Here is a 14,919-nt window from a genome sequence, read left to right on the forward strand (position 1 = left end):
GACGTGCAGATGACCAGATTTCGCATGCCCGCACTCTCCCGGCTCGCCGTCGCGGCGGTCGCCTCGCTCGCCGTGGCGGCCTCCGTGTTCGCCCCGGCGGCGTCCGGGGCCCCGGCCCGGTCGGCGGACCGGCCGGAGTACGTGGCGCTCGGCGACTCGTACAGCGCCGGGGTGTTCGTCCGCCCCTGGGACGACAGTGACGGCTGCGGCCGCTCCTACCGCAACTACCCCCATCAGGTGGCGGAGCGGTTCGGCTACCGGCTGCGGGACGTGACCTGCGGAGCGGCCGAGGTCGTCGACGGGATCCTGGAGCCCCAGCCGTCCGACAAGATCCTCGGGCCGCCCACGGTCCCGCCCGAGGGGGGCTGGCCGGAGCTGCCGGCGCAGCTGGAGGCCCTGTCCGCGGACACCGACGTCGTCACCGTCGGCATCGGCGGCAACTCCCTCGGCTTCGGGACCATCCTGGCCAAGTGCCTCGAACTCGGCCTCACCCAGCCCCTGAAGAGCAAGCCGTGCACCGACCACTACACCGGCAGCGGCGCCGGGGCGCCCTGGCTGGCCGACCGCTTCGCGCAGCTCGACGCCGACTTCGGGCGCATGATGCGGGCGATCCACGCGGCCGCGCCGCACGCCCGGGTCGCCGTCGTCGGCTACCCGGCCATCGTCCCCGACAACTCCGGCTGCACCTTCCTGCACTGGAACCAGCTCGGCAGCGTCAAGAAGGGTGACATGCCCTGGCTGGACGGGCTCGAACAGCGCCTGAACGACCTGCTGCGCCGGCACTCCGGCCATCAGAACGCGGCCTACGTCGACACCTACGGGCCCAGCGTCGGCCACGGGGTGTGCCGGAGCGGGGACGCCAAATGGATGTACGGCATCAGGGACAACCTCACCGGTGACGGCGACCAGACCGACCCGCCGACCGAGCTGTGCGACGACATCCCCGGCTCCGGCGAAGCCTGCACCCTGGTCCACCCCAACGCCCGCGGTCTGGACAACCAGGCTCGGGAAGTGGCCAAGGTCCTCCAGCACGACGGGGGTACACCCCCGGGGCGGTTGACGCCCGCAGGGCTGACGCCGCCGGACCGCCGCTGACCCCGTACCGCCGACGACCTCGGCCAACGGGCGGCCCCTGGGCCCCGGCAGGGCGCCCAGGGGCCCCGAGCCGCCCCCGGGGAGCGGCGCGGGGCCCTTCGGCATCCGGCCAGTTGTCCGGTACGAGGTGCTGACGCCACATCACGTATGTGGCTAACATCACGTCCCAGACGGCGAGGGGGCCACGGGTACCTCCTGTGCCTCGACGGCTACGGGGTAGTTACGGAGGGCTGACGTGATGCGCAAGATGGGTGTGACGGGCGTGCGCACGTCCTGGCGCACCGTCGCCGACGGCGAGTTCTTCTGCCCGGACTGCGGCGGGGACCGCAACTACCTGCGCCGCACCGGCCGCCGCCGCCTCACCCTCCTCGGCGTCCCGCTGCTGCCCCGCGGCGCCGCCGGCCCGGTCCTGGAGTGCTCGGCCTGCCACGGCCGCTTCGGCCCGGACGCCCTCGACCACCCCACCACCGTCCGCTTCTCCGCGATGCTCAGGGACGCCGTCCACACCGTCACCCTCGCGCTGCTGGCCGCCGGCGGCACGTCCTCGCGCGCCGTGCGCGACACCGCCGTCGACACGGTCCGCGCGGCCGGCTTCCCGGACTGCTCCGAGGACGAACTGCTGACCCTGCTCGCCGCCCTCGCCGCCGACACCGGCCGGCTGACCGGCACCTACGACGCGGTCACCGGCGGCCCCTGCGGCCCCCAGGGCCTGGACCCGTGCGGCACCGCGCTGGCCATAGAGCTCCACGAGGCGCTGGAGCCACTCGCTCCGCACCTCGCCCCCGCGGGCCGGGAGGCGGTCCTCCTCCAGGGCGCCCGCATCGCCCTCGCCGACGGCTCCTACACCCCCGCCGAGCGCGAGGTGCTGAGCACGGTCGGCAACGCCCTGATGCTCCGCCCCGCCGAGACGAACCGGCTGCTGGCGGCGGCCCGCACCCCCTCCTGAGGCGGGCGGCGCGGCCACCGGAACGGCCCCGCCACCACAGCAGGGTGACGGGGCCGGTTGCCCGAAACGGCCGGTCGGTTCAGGCCGGCGTCAGCCGCACCGGCAGGCTGCGCAGGCCGCCCGAGATGAAGCCGCTGGTGGGCTCCAACTCCTCGCCCGGTGTGGCCAGTCGGAGGCCGGGGAAGCGGGCGAAGAGGGCCGGGAGCGCGATCCGGGCCTCCATACGGGCCAGCGGGGCGCCCAGGCAGTGGTGGACGCCGTGCCCGAAGGCCAGGTGCTCCGGGCGGGGCCGCCGGATGTCGAAGGCGTCCGCCGTCTCGCCGTGGAAGGCGGCGTCCCGGCCGGCCGCCGCGTACGCCGGGAGAATCGCCTCGCCCTTGCGGATGGTGGGTCCGTCCGGGATCTCGATGTCCGCCACGGCGAAGCGGAGCGGGAGCGCGGCGATGCTGGGGGCCCAGCGCAGCGTCTCCTCGATCACGTCGTTCCAGGCCACCTCCCCCGAGAGCACCAGCTTGAGCTGCTCGGGGTGGGTGAGCAGGGCGTGCACGGCGTTGCCGAGGAGGTCCACGGTGGTCTCGTGACCGGCGCCGATGACGAGGAGGAGGGTGTCGAGCAGCTCCTGCTCGGTCATCCGCCGGCCCTCGTCGTCCCGCGCGGAGACCAGCAGGCTCGTCAGGTCGTCGGCCGGGTCCGCCCGCTTGTCGGCGACCAGATCGGACAGCAGCCCGTGGACGGCCGCGCCGGTGGCGGCGGCCTGCTCCGGGGTGGCCGTGGTGTCCATGATCGCCTCGACGAGGCGGGCGAGTTCGGCGCGCTGCGCGCCCTCGGGGAAGCCGAACAGCTCGCAGATCACCTGCAGGGGCAGCGGGTGGTTGAAGCGGGCACGCAGGTCCACGGGCTCGCCCGCGGGGTGCGCGGCGAGATCGTCCAGGAGGGCCGTGGCGATGGCCTCCACGCGCGGCAGCATGGCCTCGGTGCGGCGGGCGGTGAACGCCGGGGCGATCAGCTTGCGCAGCCGGCGGTGGTCGGGGCCGTACGCGGTGAACATGTTGGTGACGCCGATCCACGACTGCAGCCAGCTGCCGCGGATGTCGTCGCGCTGCCACAGCGGCCAGTGCTCCCGGGGGTTCTTGGAGACCCGGTCGTCGGTCAGCAGCTGCTTGAGGAGCGTGTGGCTGGTGACCGACCAGGCCGCGATGCCGCCGGGCAGCTCGGTGCGCGCGAGCGGGCCTAGCGCGCGGAGGCGTGCGGCCTCTCCGTGGATGTCGCTTCCGGCCGGGTCGATGACGTAGGGCCGCTGTCCCTGTTGTGCCACGGAGTTGCTCCTGCCTGGTCGGGGGTGATGGGGGTGAACCGGGCCGGGAGCGCGGCGAGGGCCCGGTGGAACGCGCCGTTGCGCCACTGCAACTCGCTCGCGTCCACGGCGAGTTCGATGTCGGAGAGCCAGGCGGTGAGCCGCTCGATCGCGGTGGTGGCGATCAGCAGCGCGTGCCGCTTCACGGGGCAGGCGTGCGGCCCCGCAGCCCAGGACAGGTGCGAGCCGCCCCCGGAGCCGGGTCCCGCCTGCCCGGTGGTGTCGAACTGGCTGTTGGCGGCCGCGTACGACACCATTACCAGCTGCCCCCTGCGCACCCAGGTGCCGTGGAAGAAGACGTCACGGACCGGGTAGTGGGCGGAGTAGTTGGCCAGCGGCGGGTCGTTCCACAGGACCTCGTTGAGCGCGTCGTGCGCGGTCAGCGCCCCGCCGGAGAGGGTGTTGTAGTAGCGGTCGTCGGAGAGCATCCGCGACAGCGCGTTGCCGATGAGGTTGGCCAGCGGCTCGTTGCCCGCGCCCATCGTGAGGATGATGTTGTGGATCAGTTCCTCGTCGTTGAGCGCGTTCGGGTGGTCCATGAACCAGGAGGTCAGGTCCGGCCCGCGCTGGGCCTTCTTCGCGCCGACCAGCTCCATGATGTAGCTGGTGTACGCCTCGTTGGCGGCGGCGGCCTCCTCGGGGGAGTTGCCGTCCAGCATGCCGCCGATGGCCGCGATCAGCCGGTCGCTGTACGAATCCGGCAGCCCGAAGAGGTTGTTGAACATCAGCAGCGGGATCAGCCGCGCGTAGTCGGCGATCAGGTCGACCTCGCCGTGCGCGCCGAAGCGCTGGATCAGGGAGTCCGCGGCGTGGTGGACGCGGGCGCGCAGCTCGTGCGGCTCGACGAGCTTGAAGCTGTCGACGACGACGTCCCGGTAGCGGACGTGCGCGGGCCCGTCGGCGTAGAAGATGTTGGGACGCCACATCAGCATCGGCATGACGGGGGAGTCCGGCGGGACCGTGGTCATCCACTCCCGCGAGTCCTTCGACCAGGTGGCGTCGTCGTGCAGCAGGTCGAGGGCGGCCCGGTAGTCGGTGACCAGCATCGCGGTCACGTCCGGGGCGATCTCGACCGGGGCCAGCGCCCCGAACTGCCGCAGCTGGGCGTAGAAGCGGTGCGGGTCGGCGGCGAAGTCCGGTCCGTAGAGCTTCACCGGCGTCTGGGTGTCGGGCTGCGCCGGCGGGTACTGCTGCGCGGGGGCGGCGTGTGCCGGGCAGCCCGGTGGCGGTGCGGCTCCCGGCTGGTGCGGGGAAGTCACGGGTTCGGGTTCTCCTCGGGAGTGTGGGCCAGGACGTGCCCGACGAGCGCGATCAGCGCGTCGACGGACTGCTCCCGGTCGCGGGCGTCGCACATCACCAGCGGCGTCTCGGGGTGCAGATCGAGCGCCTCACGGAGCTTTTCGACGTCGTACTGGGGCGCGTCGGGGAAGGTGTTGACCGCCACCGCGTAGCGCAGCCCGGCCTCCTCGACGATGTCCATCACCTCGAAGGAGTCCGCCAGCCGGCGGGTGTCGGCGAGGACCAGGGCGCCCAGCGCGCCGCGGGCGATGTCCTGCCACAGGGGGCGGAACCGTTTCTGCCCGGGGGTGCCGAACAGGTACAGCACCATGTCCCCCGGCAGCGTCAGCCGCCCGAAGTCGATGGCGACGGTGGTGGTGGTCTTTTCCCGGACGCCGGCGAGATCGTCGACGATCGCGCCGGTCTGGGTCATGACCTCTTCGGTGTGCAGCGGCGGCGTTTCGGACAGCGCGCGGATGAGCGTCGTCTTGCCGACGCCGAACGGTCCCGCCACCAGGAGCTTGACCAGTGTCTGGTTCTCGCCGGAGAGGTACATGCTGCCGGTGTTCGCGCCGGGGTCGGCGCTAGGACTTGAGAGAGCGGAGTCCATCGAGAACCCTCTCCAGGATCTGTCGGTCGAATTGCTCGGCTTCGGGAATGGGCACCCGGGCGTGCAGCCGCCCGGCGTCGACAAGGTCGGCCACCAGCACCTTCACCACGCTCACCGGCAGGTGAAGGTGGGCGGCGACCTCGGCCAGAGACAGCGCCCCGGGCTGCAGCAGCTCCAGGATGCGGTGCTCCTCCGGGCGTACCTCGCTGGTGATCGGCATGCCCACGCTGTGCAGCAGGGTGAGCCGGTCCAGGGTGTTGCGGCTTGGCTGGGCGCGTCCGCCGGTGGCCAGGTAGGCCGGGACGAGGCGCCTGCCGCTGCTCTGGCGGGGGGTCATACGGGGTTGCCCAGGTCCCGGGCCGGGCTGTTCATGGCCTTGTTGCCCAGGGTCGTGACCTGGATCTGCATGTGGTGGGCGACGACGCCCATGTTCACCTCCGGACCGGCGAAGACCGCCAGGCAGGTGTTCTCGCCGGCGGGTATCGCGAAGACGAAGCCGTCGTCGGACTCGATGACCGTCTGCCGCAGCCGGGCGTCGTCCTTCCCGGCGAACGCCGCGGTCACGGCGCGGCCCGCACCCTGGAGCGCGGACATCATCGCGGCGACGCCCTCGCCGGCCTCACGCTGCAGGCCCGGCGAGGCGCCCTCGATGAAGCCGTCGCCGGAGATCACGGCTGCGTGAACAACATGCGGCAACTCCATCAGGGGCGCCAGCACCCAGGACTTGTCCTCGGCGACACGGCGGCGGGTGGGGCTGTTCATGACTGTGCGTTCCCTTCGGGACTGCGAGGGGGTTCTGACTGGGCGGCTGCCCGGCCGGATTCGGTACCGCGCTGGAGCGCGGCCCAACGGGATCCGGTCTCCTCCGGGGAGCGCGGGGGAAGCGATGCGGTGCGCTCGGCACTCTCATCGAGTTCGGAGACGGGCTTGCGGCGGCGCCGGCGCGGCAGCTCGCCCTCGGCCTGCTGGACGGGCGCCTCGTAGGAGGGCGCGGGCTGCGCGGCGGGCGCGGGCTGTGCGGCGGCCGGGGGCGGCGTCGCGGAACCGGTGGGCAGGACGGAGGAGGAACGATCCGGCACCGCGGAACGGTGCGGCAGGGGAGCCATCACGGACATCGGCTGGGCGCTCTCGTCGAGGACGGTGAGGAGGGGGTCACCCGGGATGTACACGACCGCCCGCACACCGCCGTACGGCGACGGCTCGACGTGCACCCCGAAGCCGTACTGGCGCACCAGCTGGCCGGCCGCCGCGAACCCGGACCGCGGCGGGTCGCCGAGCTGGGTGAGCAGCAGGTCGTCGTCGCCCGACAGCAGCTCCATCGCGGCCTTGAGCTCGTCGTCGTGCATGCCGACGCCGTAGTCGTCGACGATGACCGAGGCGCCGCGGTTGCCCTGCTGGAGGGTGATGGTGACGGGCAGTTCACGGTGCGAGTGGTGCAGCGCGTTGGCCAGCAGCTCGGTCACCACGATCGCGATCGGCTCCACGGCCCGCGCCACCACGGCGATCGGGTCGCGCAGCTGGTTGCTGACCTGCACCCGCTCGTAGCCGCGCAGCCGGGAGGTGGCGCCGACGACCAGCTCGGCGAGGTAGGAGTCCTCGCGGGTCAGCCCCGGCCAGGCGCCGCAGACGACACCGGTGGCCTGGATGCGCCGCAGCGCCTGCTCGTTGAGGAAGTCCGCGTTCAGCAGGTCCTGGGCGACGTTCGGGTCGTCGTAGCGGTGCTGCATGTCCTGCAGCGCCGTCTGGAGGCGGTAGAGCAGCGCCTGGATGGTGGTGGTCGCGCCGCGGAGGGTGGACTGGGCGGCGGCGTCGACCCGCGCCCGCTCCTTGGTGATCGCGTCGCTGACCTGCTCCAGTACGGCGTTCAGCGCCTGGTCGGTCTCCGTCCCGGCGAACCGGGCGTCCATCAGCCCCGGTACGGGCACGTGCGGGTGGGCCAGCGCCAGCGTCAGGTCGGGGAGCCGGGTACCGGCCAGGTGCCGGATCTCGGCCTCGGTGGCGCGCAGCCGGGCCGACAGCTCCGTATTGCTGTGCAGCGTGGCGCTGTTCTGTTCCTCAGCGGCGGAGAGGCGTGATCTCAGGTCCGCGCGCTGCCCGCGCGCCCGGATCGAGAGCGCCGCCAGGACCACGGCGGCGGCCGTACCTGCGCTGAGGCACCACAACAGCGCCTCCGGTATGGATGTCATCGAGATCCTCAATTGGGGTACTGACTGGGTCGGCCGGCCATCACGGCGTTGTGCTGCCGATCATCACGGGATGCTACCGGGCAGTTGACGTGCCGTGAGGGCCACTTCCCACGGGGGACTGAGAAGTGTGGAAGGTCGCCTTCCGCCCGCGATGCCCCGGACGATAACGTGATGTGGCCCCGTCATCCAGTGGGATGGCGGGGCCTTTGTGTGGCTGGTGTGTACGCCTGGTGAAAAGCGTTCAGGAGACGCCGAGATGCCCGTCTTTGACGGCTTCGGCGAAGGCGGCCCAGGGGGCGGCGGGGAGGGTGGGCGCCGGGCCGGCCGGGCTCGCGCATCGTCGGAGTCCCTCCACCGCCGGTCCGGTCAGGGGCAGGGGCGCCTCCGGCGGCAGTGCGGCGACCCCCGGACAGATCGTAGGCCGCTCGCGTCCGCGAACTCACGGCAGGATCGGCCACGCCACACCCGCAATACCGCCTCTTTGTGGAGCAGTTGGCGGGGCGTCATCGAGTGGCCTGAGCTGCGGGGGGCCGACTCCCGTTATTTCCGCCCCGGTTGTCGGCGGCGCCTCGGCCGGGACTGCCTTTCCTTCGCCCTTCTTCTGCGAGCTTCCCTGCGCGCTTCTCATACAAAGCAGCTGTATAGCTCATTTCCTTGCGCCGCCCCGATGCGCAGCGTCACTCTCCGAATGCGAACAGTGAAACCGTGGAAGGTGGGAACGCGATGAAGTGGATCGGGGAAACGGGAAGCGTGACGACCGCCGCCCGACGGCTGGCCGATGCCCGGCGGGCTGACGGCGGGTACAAGGCCGCAGTCGGGGCCGGCGCACGGTCCGGGTGCCGCGACGGGCCGGAGGACCGTGGCTCCGTCGCGATGCGCGAGAATGGCGCCATGAGTCTGTTCCGCGACGACGGCATCGTGCTGCGCACCCAGAAGCTGGGGGAGGCGGACCGGATCATCACGCTGCTGACCCGGGGGCACGGGCGGGTCCGGGCGGTGGCGCGCGGGGTGCGGCGGACGAAGTCGAAGTTCGGGGCGCGGCTGGAACCGTTCTCGCATGTCGACGTGCAGTTCTATGCGCGCGGCAGCGAGCTGATCGGGCGCGGGCTGCCGCTGTGCACGCAGAGCGAGACGATCGCGGCGTACGGCGGCGGGATCGTCACGGACTACGCCCGCTACACGGCCGGGACGGCCATGCTGGAGACCGCCGAGCGGTTCACCGACCACGAGGGCGAGCCGGCCGTGCAGCAGTACCTGCTGCTGGTCGGGGGGCTGCGGACGCTGGCCCGCGGCGAGCACGAGCCGCATCTGGTGCTGGACGCCTTCCTGCTGCGCTCGCTCGCCGTCAACGGCTACGCGCCCAGCTTCGACAGCTGCGCGCGGTGCGGGATGCCCGGTCCGAACCGGTTCTTCTCGGTCGCGTCGGGCGGGGTGACCTGCGGTGACTGCCGGGTGCCGGGGAGCGTCGTACCCTCCTCTGAGGCCATCGGGCTCCTCAGCGCGCTGCTGACCGGCGACTGGGAGACCGCGGACGCCTGCGAGGCCCGCCACGCCCGGGAGGGCAGCGGGCTCGTCACGGCGTATCTGCACTGGCACCTGGAGCGGGGCCTGCGTTCCCTCCGGTACGTAGAGAAATAGCGAAGACCACCTCAAGACACATACGTCCTTCAAGACACATACGCCCCTCAAGGCAAGACGCCCTCAAGACACATAGGAGACGTGGGCCGCATGGCACGACGCGGGATTCTGGGCCGTAATCGACGTGAGTACGTGACGCCCGAGCCGCACCCTTCCGGTGCGCGGCCGCCGAAGATCCCCGGTGAGCTCGTTCCCAACCATGTGGCGGTCGTCATGGACGGCAACGGCCGGTGGGCCAAGGAGCGCGGGCTGCCGCGCACCGAGGGCCACAAGGTCGGCGAGGGCGTCGTCATGGATGTCCTCAAGGGCTGCATCGAAATGGGCGTGAAGAACCTTTCGCTGTACGCCTTCTCGACGGAGAACTGGAAGCGGTCGCCCGACGAGGTGAAGTTCCTGATGAACTTCAACCGCGATGTGATCCGGCGGCGCCGTGACGAAATGGACGCGCTGGGTATTCGTATCCGGTGGGTCGGGCGGATGCCGAAGCTGTGGAAGTCGGTCGTGCAGGAGCTCCAGATCGCCCAGGAGCAGACCAAGAACAACGACGCGATGACGCTGTATTTCTGCGTGAATTACGGCGGGCGGGCCGAGATCGCCGATGCGGCGGCGGCCATCGCGGCGGATGTGCGGGCCGGAAAGCTGGACCCGTCGAAGGTGAACGAGAAGACCGTCGCGAAGTACATGTACTACCCGGACATGCCGGATGTGGATCTCTTTGTGCGGCCGTCCGGTGAGCAGCGGACCTCGAATTACCTGATCTGGCAGAGCGCGTACGCCGAGATGGTGTTCCAGGACATCCTGTGGCCGGACTTCGACCGGCGGAACCTGTGGCAGGCGTGCCTGGAGTACGCGAAGCGGGACCGCAGGTTCGGGGCGGCCCCGGAGGCGGAGGAGCAGCCCGCGACGTAGGCGCCGGGAGGCGTGAAGAGGGGCCGGTGGCGTTCGTCCGGACGCCGCCGGCCCCTCTTCCGTGCTGCCTGCTGTGCTGCCTTTCCGTATTGCCGGGACCCGTCAGGAGTGCCAGATCTCGCGGAGGTGCGTCACGGCGCCGGAGCCGTTCAGGGTGAGTTCGTAGATGTCTCCCGAGCAGGCGAGCGGCGGCTCGACCCGGTCGTGCTTCAGGCAGGCGGTGAGGTGCCCGGCGAGCGTGGTGAGGGGGACCGTGCGGTGGCCGGTGGCGCTGGTGGTCAGTTCGGCCGTGGCGCCCGCGGCCAGCCGGTACGCGGCGGCCTTGCCGGCTCCCGCGTATCCGCCGCCGTTGGGGTCGCAGGCGAACCGCGCCTCTTTCGCGGACAGCCGGCCCCCGGCCGGTGCCCCGGTGACCTGCACCATCCGGTGCCCCTTGGCGAGCCGCGCCGGGGTGCAGTCGGACGACGGCTCCGGGTCGATCGGCAGGTCCTTCTGCTCGGAGGCGGACGCCGCGGGGGACGGGCCGTCGGTGGGCGCGTCGGTCGGCGGGGCGCTCTCCGCGTCGGTCGGTGTGGACCGCGGTGACGCGGCGGCGGAGGCGTGCGTCTCCGGGGCGGCGGCGGGGTCCTCGCCCTTGCAGGAGGTGAGGGCGGCCAGCGCCGCGGTGGCGGCGGCTGCGGCGAGCAGGCGGCGGGTGAACATGCAGGCGTTCTCTCTCGTGTGCGGGCCCGGACGCGCCGGGACCGGCCCGGGGCGGGCCGCGGTGCCGGGCGCCGCGGCCCCGGGGGCCGGTGGGTCGGACGCGTCCTAGAGGCCGTTGCGGCGGTAGGGCACGTACGGCTTGCCGATCGACCTTTCGTGCGCGGCGTCGCCGGAGTAGTACGGGTACGGGATGACGTGCGAGACGGTGCCCTGGGAGCCGTTGTCCTCCAGGGCGATGTACTTGGTGTGCTCCTTGTCGGCCCAGCCGCCGAAGAGGACGGTGTGGTCCCCGGCGATCAGCGCGTCGCCCGGCTGCAGGTCGTCCTTGGTGATCACATGGGCGGTGTCGTTGCCCATCAGGCCGTAGGTGTTCAGGCCCGGCGGCTCCAGGCCCCAGGCGGCGGAGACGAAGCCCGAGCAGTCGTCGCGGTAGCCGTTGGTGGTGGCCGACTGGCTGTAGCCGATGCGGTGGTTCACCCGCTCCAGGGCGCGGTCGATGATGTCCTTGCGCTCGCCGGGCAGACCGGAGGTGTCGGGCGCGGTCTCGACGCCAGCGCCGGTGGTCGTGTGGTGCTTGCCCGGCGACCAGGCGTCCCAGTCGCCCTTCGTCTCCCACTTGCCGTCGCCGTGCCCCTGCTCGGGGGCCGGGCCGCCACTGCCACCGGCGGCGCCACCGCCGCCGCCCCCGCCGCCACCGGAGGAGCCGCCGTTGCCGCCGCCGGTGCTGCCGCCGCCGGTGTGCCCGGGGGAGTGCGGGGCGTCGTGGTCCTTCTTCCGGTCCTTGATCTTCTTGAGCGCGTCCTCGATCTTCTTCTCATTGGCCTCGTACTCGGCCTTGACCATCTTGATCTTCTCGGCGTCGCCGGCCAGCTCGTCGAGCAGCTTCTTCTTGCTCGCCTCCAGACGCGCGCTCACCTCGGCGATGTCCTTGACGTCCGCGAGCACCTGGTAGGCGATGCCGAAGCCGGGGAGCGAGGCGAGCGGCGCGGTCGCGAGGTCGATGCCCGCCGCGGTGATCAGCGTTTCCTTGATCTCGCCGAGCCGCTGGTTCAGCTCCACCATCCGCCGGCTGACCGAGAGCCAGTCCTTCTGGATCTTGGCGAGTTCCGCCGTCTCCACGCCGAACGTGTCGCCTGCCATCCGTACAACCCCCGTGATGTGGTGGTGAACCGCGAAAAGCACCCGGCGCGGCGGGTGGTGCGGTGCGAAGGACCCGGGCTCCGAGGAGAGGGAGCCGGTGAACGAGGAGCCCGGCGGACGCCGGTTCCGTGGGCGCAGCGCCCCGAGGAGGCTGCGAAAGGCTGAGGTGCCGTCAGCGGGCCCGCCGTCAGCGGACCGCCGTCAGTAGACCTGGGACAGGCGGGTGACGGACGTGCTCAGCGTGGAGAGGTCGTCGGAGATCTGGTTCATCTCCTTGACGCGGCCGTGCGCGACCCGGACGAAGGCGTCGGAGGCCGGGCCGTGCCACGTGAGGTGGCCGAGGGCGGAGTTGATCTCCTTGGTCAGGCCGTCCAGCTCGGTGCTGAGCGTCTTCAGCTCGGTCGCGATCTTCTGCAGGTCGGCCTCGCCGCCGCCGAACATCTGGGTCAGCGCCCAGTGGGCGATCTCGGCCGGCGCCATCAAGACGTCCTTGCCGATCTCGACCGCGTCGCCGACCAGCTTCGTGCCGTCGTCCCAGAGTTCTCCGAGAACGCCCATGTTCTACCCCCGTGTGTGCGTGTGGCTCCACGCTGTTGCCGCGGCAAGGCTAGCACCAGCGTGTACCTGACAGTCATCCCCTGGCGCGGTCCGCGAGGGCCCCGAACCGTCCGCCGGCGCGGTCCGGGACGGGACCGGGAGCCGGGGCCCGGACGGACGGGCCGGGCGGGCCGGACGCGCAAAAGGGCCGCCTCCGTGGGGAGACGGCCCGTTCGCTGCTGCTTCTCGGCTACTTCTTCTCCGCGGCCGGCGCCGCCGCGCACTCCCCGCAGGTCCCGAAGATCTCGATGGTGTGCGCGACGTCCCGGAAGCCGTGCTCGGCGGCGATCTGGTCGGCCCACTTCTCCACCGCGGGGCCCTCGACCTCGACGGCCTTGCCGCAGGCCCGGCACACCAGATGGTGGTGGTGGTCGTCGGTGCTGCACCGGCGGTAGACCGCCTCGCCCTCGCTGGTGCGCAGTACGTCGACCTCGCCGGCGTCGGCGAGGGACTGCAGCGTCCGGTAGACGGTGGTCAGCCCGACGGAGTCGCCCTTGTGCTTGAGCATGTCGTGCAGCTCCTGCGCACTGCGGAACTCGTCGACCTCGTCGAGTGCGGCCGACACCGCGGTCCGCTGCCGCGTCGACCGGCCGCGTACCGGAGATCCCGCGCTCGTCGCCACCGTTGCCTCCCTAGAACGTCAGGACTTCCCCCTGTACGTGCGTCCCGCCATTGTGCCAGGTGATGACCGGACCACCGGGGGAACGCTTACGCGCCTCGCTCCGTATCGCACAGTGCCTTCCCGGACATCTCTACCCGTCTTCACCCGCCCACGCTCACCTCGTCCGCGGCGGTGCGGCTGCCGGGTACCTCCAGAGTGCACCCCTCGGTGCCCTCCGCGGCAGCCCTGGCGCGCTTTTTCGCGAGCGGCGCGGCGAGCGCCGTGAAGACCACGAACAGTCCGATGGCGAACAGCACGATCGTGGCGCCGGACGGCACGTCCACGTAGTACGAGGTGGCGGTGCCCGTAAGAGTGACGGCGACACCGATGGCGACGGCCACCGCGAAGGTGACCGCGAAGCTGCGGCTGATCTGCTGGGCGGCCGCGACCGGGATCACCATCAGGGCGCTGACCAGCAGCAGCCCCACGACGCGCATGGCGACGGTGACGGTGACCGCGGCGGTGACCGCGACCAGCAGGTTGAGCAGCCGCACCGGCAGGCCCGTCACCCGGGCGAACTCCTCGTCCTGGCAGACGGCGAACAGCTGGCGGCGCAGCCCGATCGTGATCGCCAGTACCAGGGCGGCCAGCACGTAGATCGTCGTCATGTCCTGCGACGAGACGGTGGTGATCGAGCCGAAGAGGTAGGTGCCGAGGTTGGCGTTGGAGCCGGCGTCGGAGAGGTTCATCAGCATCACGCCGCCCGCCATGCCGCCGTAGAACAGCATGGCCAGAGCCAGGTCGCCGCGCGTGCGGCCGTACCAGCGGATCAGCTCCATGACGACGGAGCCGGCGATGGCCACGGCGGTGGCGACCCACACCGGGCTGGTGTTGAGCAGGAAGCCGAGGCCGACGCCGGTCAGCGCGACATGGCCGATACCGTCGCCCATCAGGGCCTGGCGGCGCTGGACGAGGTAGATGCCGATGGCGGGGGCGGTGATGCCGACGATCAGCGCGGCGATCAGGGCCCGCTGCATGAAGGCGTAGTCGAGGATCTCCATCAGCTCAGCAGCCCCGTCCGGATCGGTTCCGCCGCCACGTCGGCGTGCGGGTGGACATGGTCATGGCCGGGCAGCGCGTGCTGGCCCACGGCCTCGGGCGGCGCGCCGTCGTGGACGACACAGCCGTCCCGCAGCACCACCGCACGGTCGATCAGCGGCTCCAGCGGCCCCAGCTCGTGCAGCACGAGCAGGACGGTGGTGCCGCGGCCGACCTGCTCGCGCAGCGCGGAGGCGAGCACCTCCTGGCTGGCCAGGTCGACGCCGGCCATCGGCTCGTCCATGATCAGCAGTTCCGGTTCGCCGGCCAGCGCACGGGCGATCAGCACCCGCTGGTGCTGCCCGCCGGACAGCGCGTTGACGGAGTCCTTGGCGCGGTCCGCCATGCCGACCAGCTCCAGGGCGCGGCGCACCGCGGCCCGGTCGGCCTTGCGCAGGACGCCCAGCTTCGTACGGGCGAGCCGGCCGGCCGTGACGACCTCGCGGACGGTGGCGGGGACGCCGCCGGCCGCGGTGGTGCGCTGCGGGACGTAGCCGACCCGGGCCCAGTCCCGGAAGCGCCGGAACGGGGTCCCGAAGAGGGCCAGCTCGCCGCCGGTGAGCGGCACCTGGCCGATCACGGAGCGGACCGCGGTGGACTTGCCGGAGCCGTTGGCGCCGAGCAGCGCGACGACCTCCCCGGTGTGCACCGTCAGGTCGACGCCGCGCAGCACGGGGCGGGCGCCCAGCGAGGCGGTGGCGCCGCGCAGGTCGATGACCGGCTGGGCGGGCGACTGGTTCATGGTGACCTCCGTCACGTGCTGTG

Annotated in this window: 16 protein-coding genes; 4 read left to right on the forward strand and 12 right to left on the reverse strand. The window is 71.9% G+C overall.

Annotation, left to right across the window (positions count from 1 at the left end; translation table 11 throughout):
- Positions 1-9: 9 nt before the first annotated feature.
- Both K7396_RS24565 and K7396_RS24570 read left to right on the forward strand, forming a co-directional pair.
- Positions 10-1,095, forward strand: coding sequence for an SGNH/GDSL hydrolase family protein (locus K7396_RS24565; RefSeq protein WP_223660189.1), 1,086 nt, complete (start codon positions 10-12; stop codon positions 1,093-1,095).
- Positions 1,096-1,333: 238 nt separating this feature from the next.
- Complete coding sequence (locus K7396_RS24570) at positions 1,334-2,041, forward strand: TerB family tellurite resistance protein (RefSeq protein WP_086720773.1); 708 nt, start codon at positions 1,334-1,336, stop codon at positions 2,039-2,041.
- A 79-nt stretch (positions 2,042-2,120) separates the two neighbouring features.
- Here the strand turns inward: K7396_RS24570 and K7396_RS24575 are convergent, their stop codons facing one another.
- From K7396_RS24575 to K7396_RS24600, 6 genes are read right to left on the reverse strand one after another with little or no spacing between them, the layout of a single operon-like run.
- Positions 2,121-3,356: a cytochrome P450 family protein gene (locus K7396_RS24575; protein ID WP_086720772.1), complete on the reverse strand. Its 1,236-nt coding sequence runs from the start codon at positions 3,354-3,356 to the stop codon at positions 2,121-2,123.
- Complete coding sequence (locus K7396_RS24580) at positions 3,272-4,654, reverse strand: cytochrome P450 family protein (protein ID WP_086720771.1); 1,383 nt, start codon at positions 4,652-4,654, stop codon at positions 3,272-3,274. The genes K7396_RS24575 and K7396_RS24580 overlap by 85 nt, the downstream gene beginning before the upstream one ends.
- Positions 4,651-5,229, reverse strand: a complete 579-nt coding sequence (locus K7396_RS24585; protein ID WP_086720770.1) for a GTP-binding protein — start codon at positions 5,227-5,229, stop codon at positions 4,651-4,653. The genes K7396_RS24580 and K7396_RS24585 overlap by 4 nt, the downstream gene beginning before the upstream one ends.
- 28 nt (positions 5,230-5,257) lie before the next feature.
- Positions 5,258-5,620: a DUF742 domain-containing protein gene (locus K7396_RS24590; RefSeq protein ID WP_086720769.1), complete on the reverse strand. Its 363-nt coding sequence runs from the start codon at positions 5,618-5,620 to the stop codon at positions 5,258-5,260.
- Positions 5,617-6,045, reverse strand: a complete 429-nt coding sequence (locus tag K7396_RS24595) for a roadblock/LC7 domain-containing protein (RefSeq protein WP_086720768.1) — start codon at positions 6,043-6,045, stop codon at positions 5,617-5,619. Before K7396_RS24595 ends, K7396_RS24590 begins: the two co-directional genes overlap by 4 nt.
- Complete coding sequence (locus tag K7396_RS24600; protein ID WP_152104414.1) at positions 6,042-7,469, reverse strand: ATP-binding protein; 1,428 nt, start codon at positions 7,467-7,469, stop codon at positions 6,042-6,044. The genes K7396_RS24595 and K7396_RS24600 overlap by 4 nt, the downstream gene beginning before the upstream one ends.
- Positions 7,470-8,360: 891 nt before the next feature.
- Between K7396_RS24600 and recO the strand changes: the two genes are divergently transcribed.
- Both recO and K7396_RS24610 read left to right on the forward strand, forming a co-directional pair.
- The gene (recO, locus tag K7396_RS24605; RefSeq protein WP_086720795.1) at positions 8,361-9,107 is read left to right on the forward strand and encodes a DNA repair protein RecO; all 747 of its coding nucleotides are present in this window, start codon (positions 8,361-8,363) and stop codon (positions 9,105-9,107) included.
- Positions 9,108-9,197: 90 nt separating this feature from the next.
- Positions 9,198-10,016 carry an isoprenyl transferase gene (locus tag K7396_RS24610; protein WP_086720792.1) on the forward strand — a complete coding sequence of 273 codons (819 nt, stop codon included), beginning with the start codon at positions 9,198-9,200 and terminating at the stop codon, positions 10,014-10,016.
- Between the two features lie 102 nt (positions 10,017-10,118).
- Here K7396_RS24610 and K7396_RS24615 read toward each other — a convergent pair whose 3' ends face one another.
- From K7396_RS24615 to K7396_RS24640, 6 genes are all read right to left on the reverse strand, one after another.
- Positions 10,119-10,718 carry a hypothetical protein gene (locus K7396_RS24615; RefSeq protein WP_086720791.1) on the reverse strand — a complete coding sequence of 200 codons (600 nt, stop codon included), beginning with the start codon at positions 10,716-10,718 and terminating at the stop codon, positions 10,119-10,121.
- A 105-nt stretch (positions 10,719-10,823) separates the two neighbouring features.
- A complete protein-coding gene (locus K7396_RS24620; RefSeq protein ID WP_086720790.1) occupies positions 10,824-11,858 on the reverse strand; it encodes an NlpC/P60 family protein in 1,035 nt (344 codons plus the stop codon).
- A gap of 201 nt (positions 11,859-12,059) precedes the next feature.
- Positions 12,060-12,416 (reverse strand): WXG100 family type VII secretion target, encoded by a 357-nt coding sequence (locus tag K7396_RS24625; protein ID WP_086720789.1) that lies wholly within the window; start codon positions 12,414-12,416, stop codon positions 12,060-12,062.
- 229 nt (positions 12,417-12,645) lie between these two features.
- Positions 12,646-13,077, reverse strand: coding sequence for a Fur family transcriptional regulator (locus K7396_RS24630; protein WP_086720788.1), 432 nt, complete (start codon positions 13,075-13,077; stop codon positions 12,646-12,648).
- 140 nt (positions 13,078-13,217) lie between these two features.
- Positions 13,218-14,117, reverse strand: coding sequence for a metal ABC transporter permease (locus tag K7396_RS24635; RefSeq protein WP_086720787.1), 900 nt, complete (start codon positions 14,115-14,117; stop codon positions 13,218-13,220).
- Positions 14,117-14,896: a metal ABC transporter ATP-binding protein gene (locus K7396_RS24640; protein ID WP_086720794.1), complete on the reverse strand. Its 780-nt coding sequence runs from the start codon at positions 14,894-14,896 to the stop codon at positions 14,117-14,119. Before K7396_RS24640 ends, K7396_RS24635 begins: the two co-directional genes overlap by 1 nt.
- Positions 14,897-14,919: the final 23 nt, after the last annotated feature.

This window comes from Streptomyces angustmyceticus (assembly GCF_019933235.1).
Lineage (GTDB): Bacteria > Actinomycetota > Actinomycetes > Streptomycetales > Streptomycetaceae > Streptomyces > Streptomyces angustmyceticus.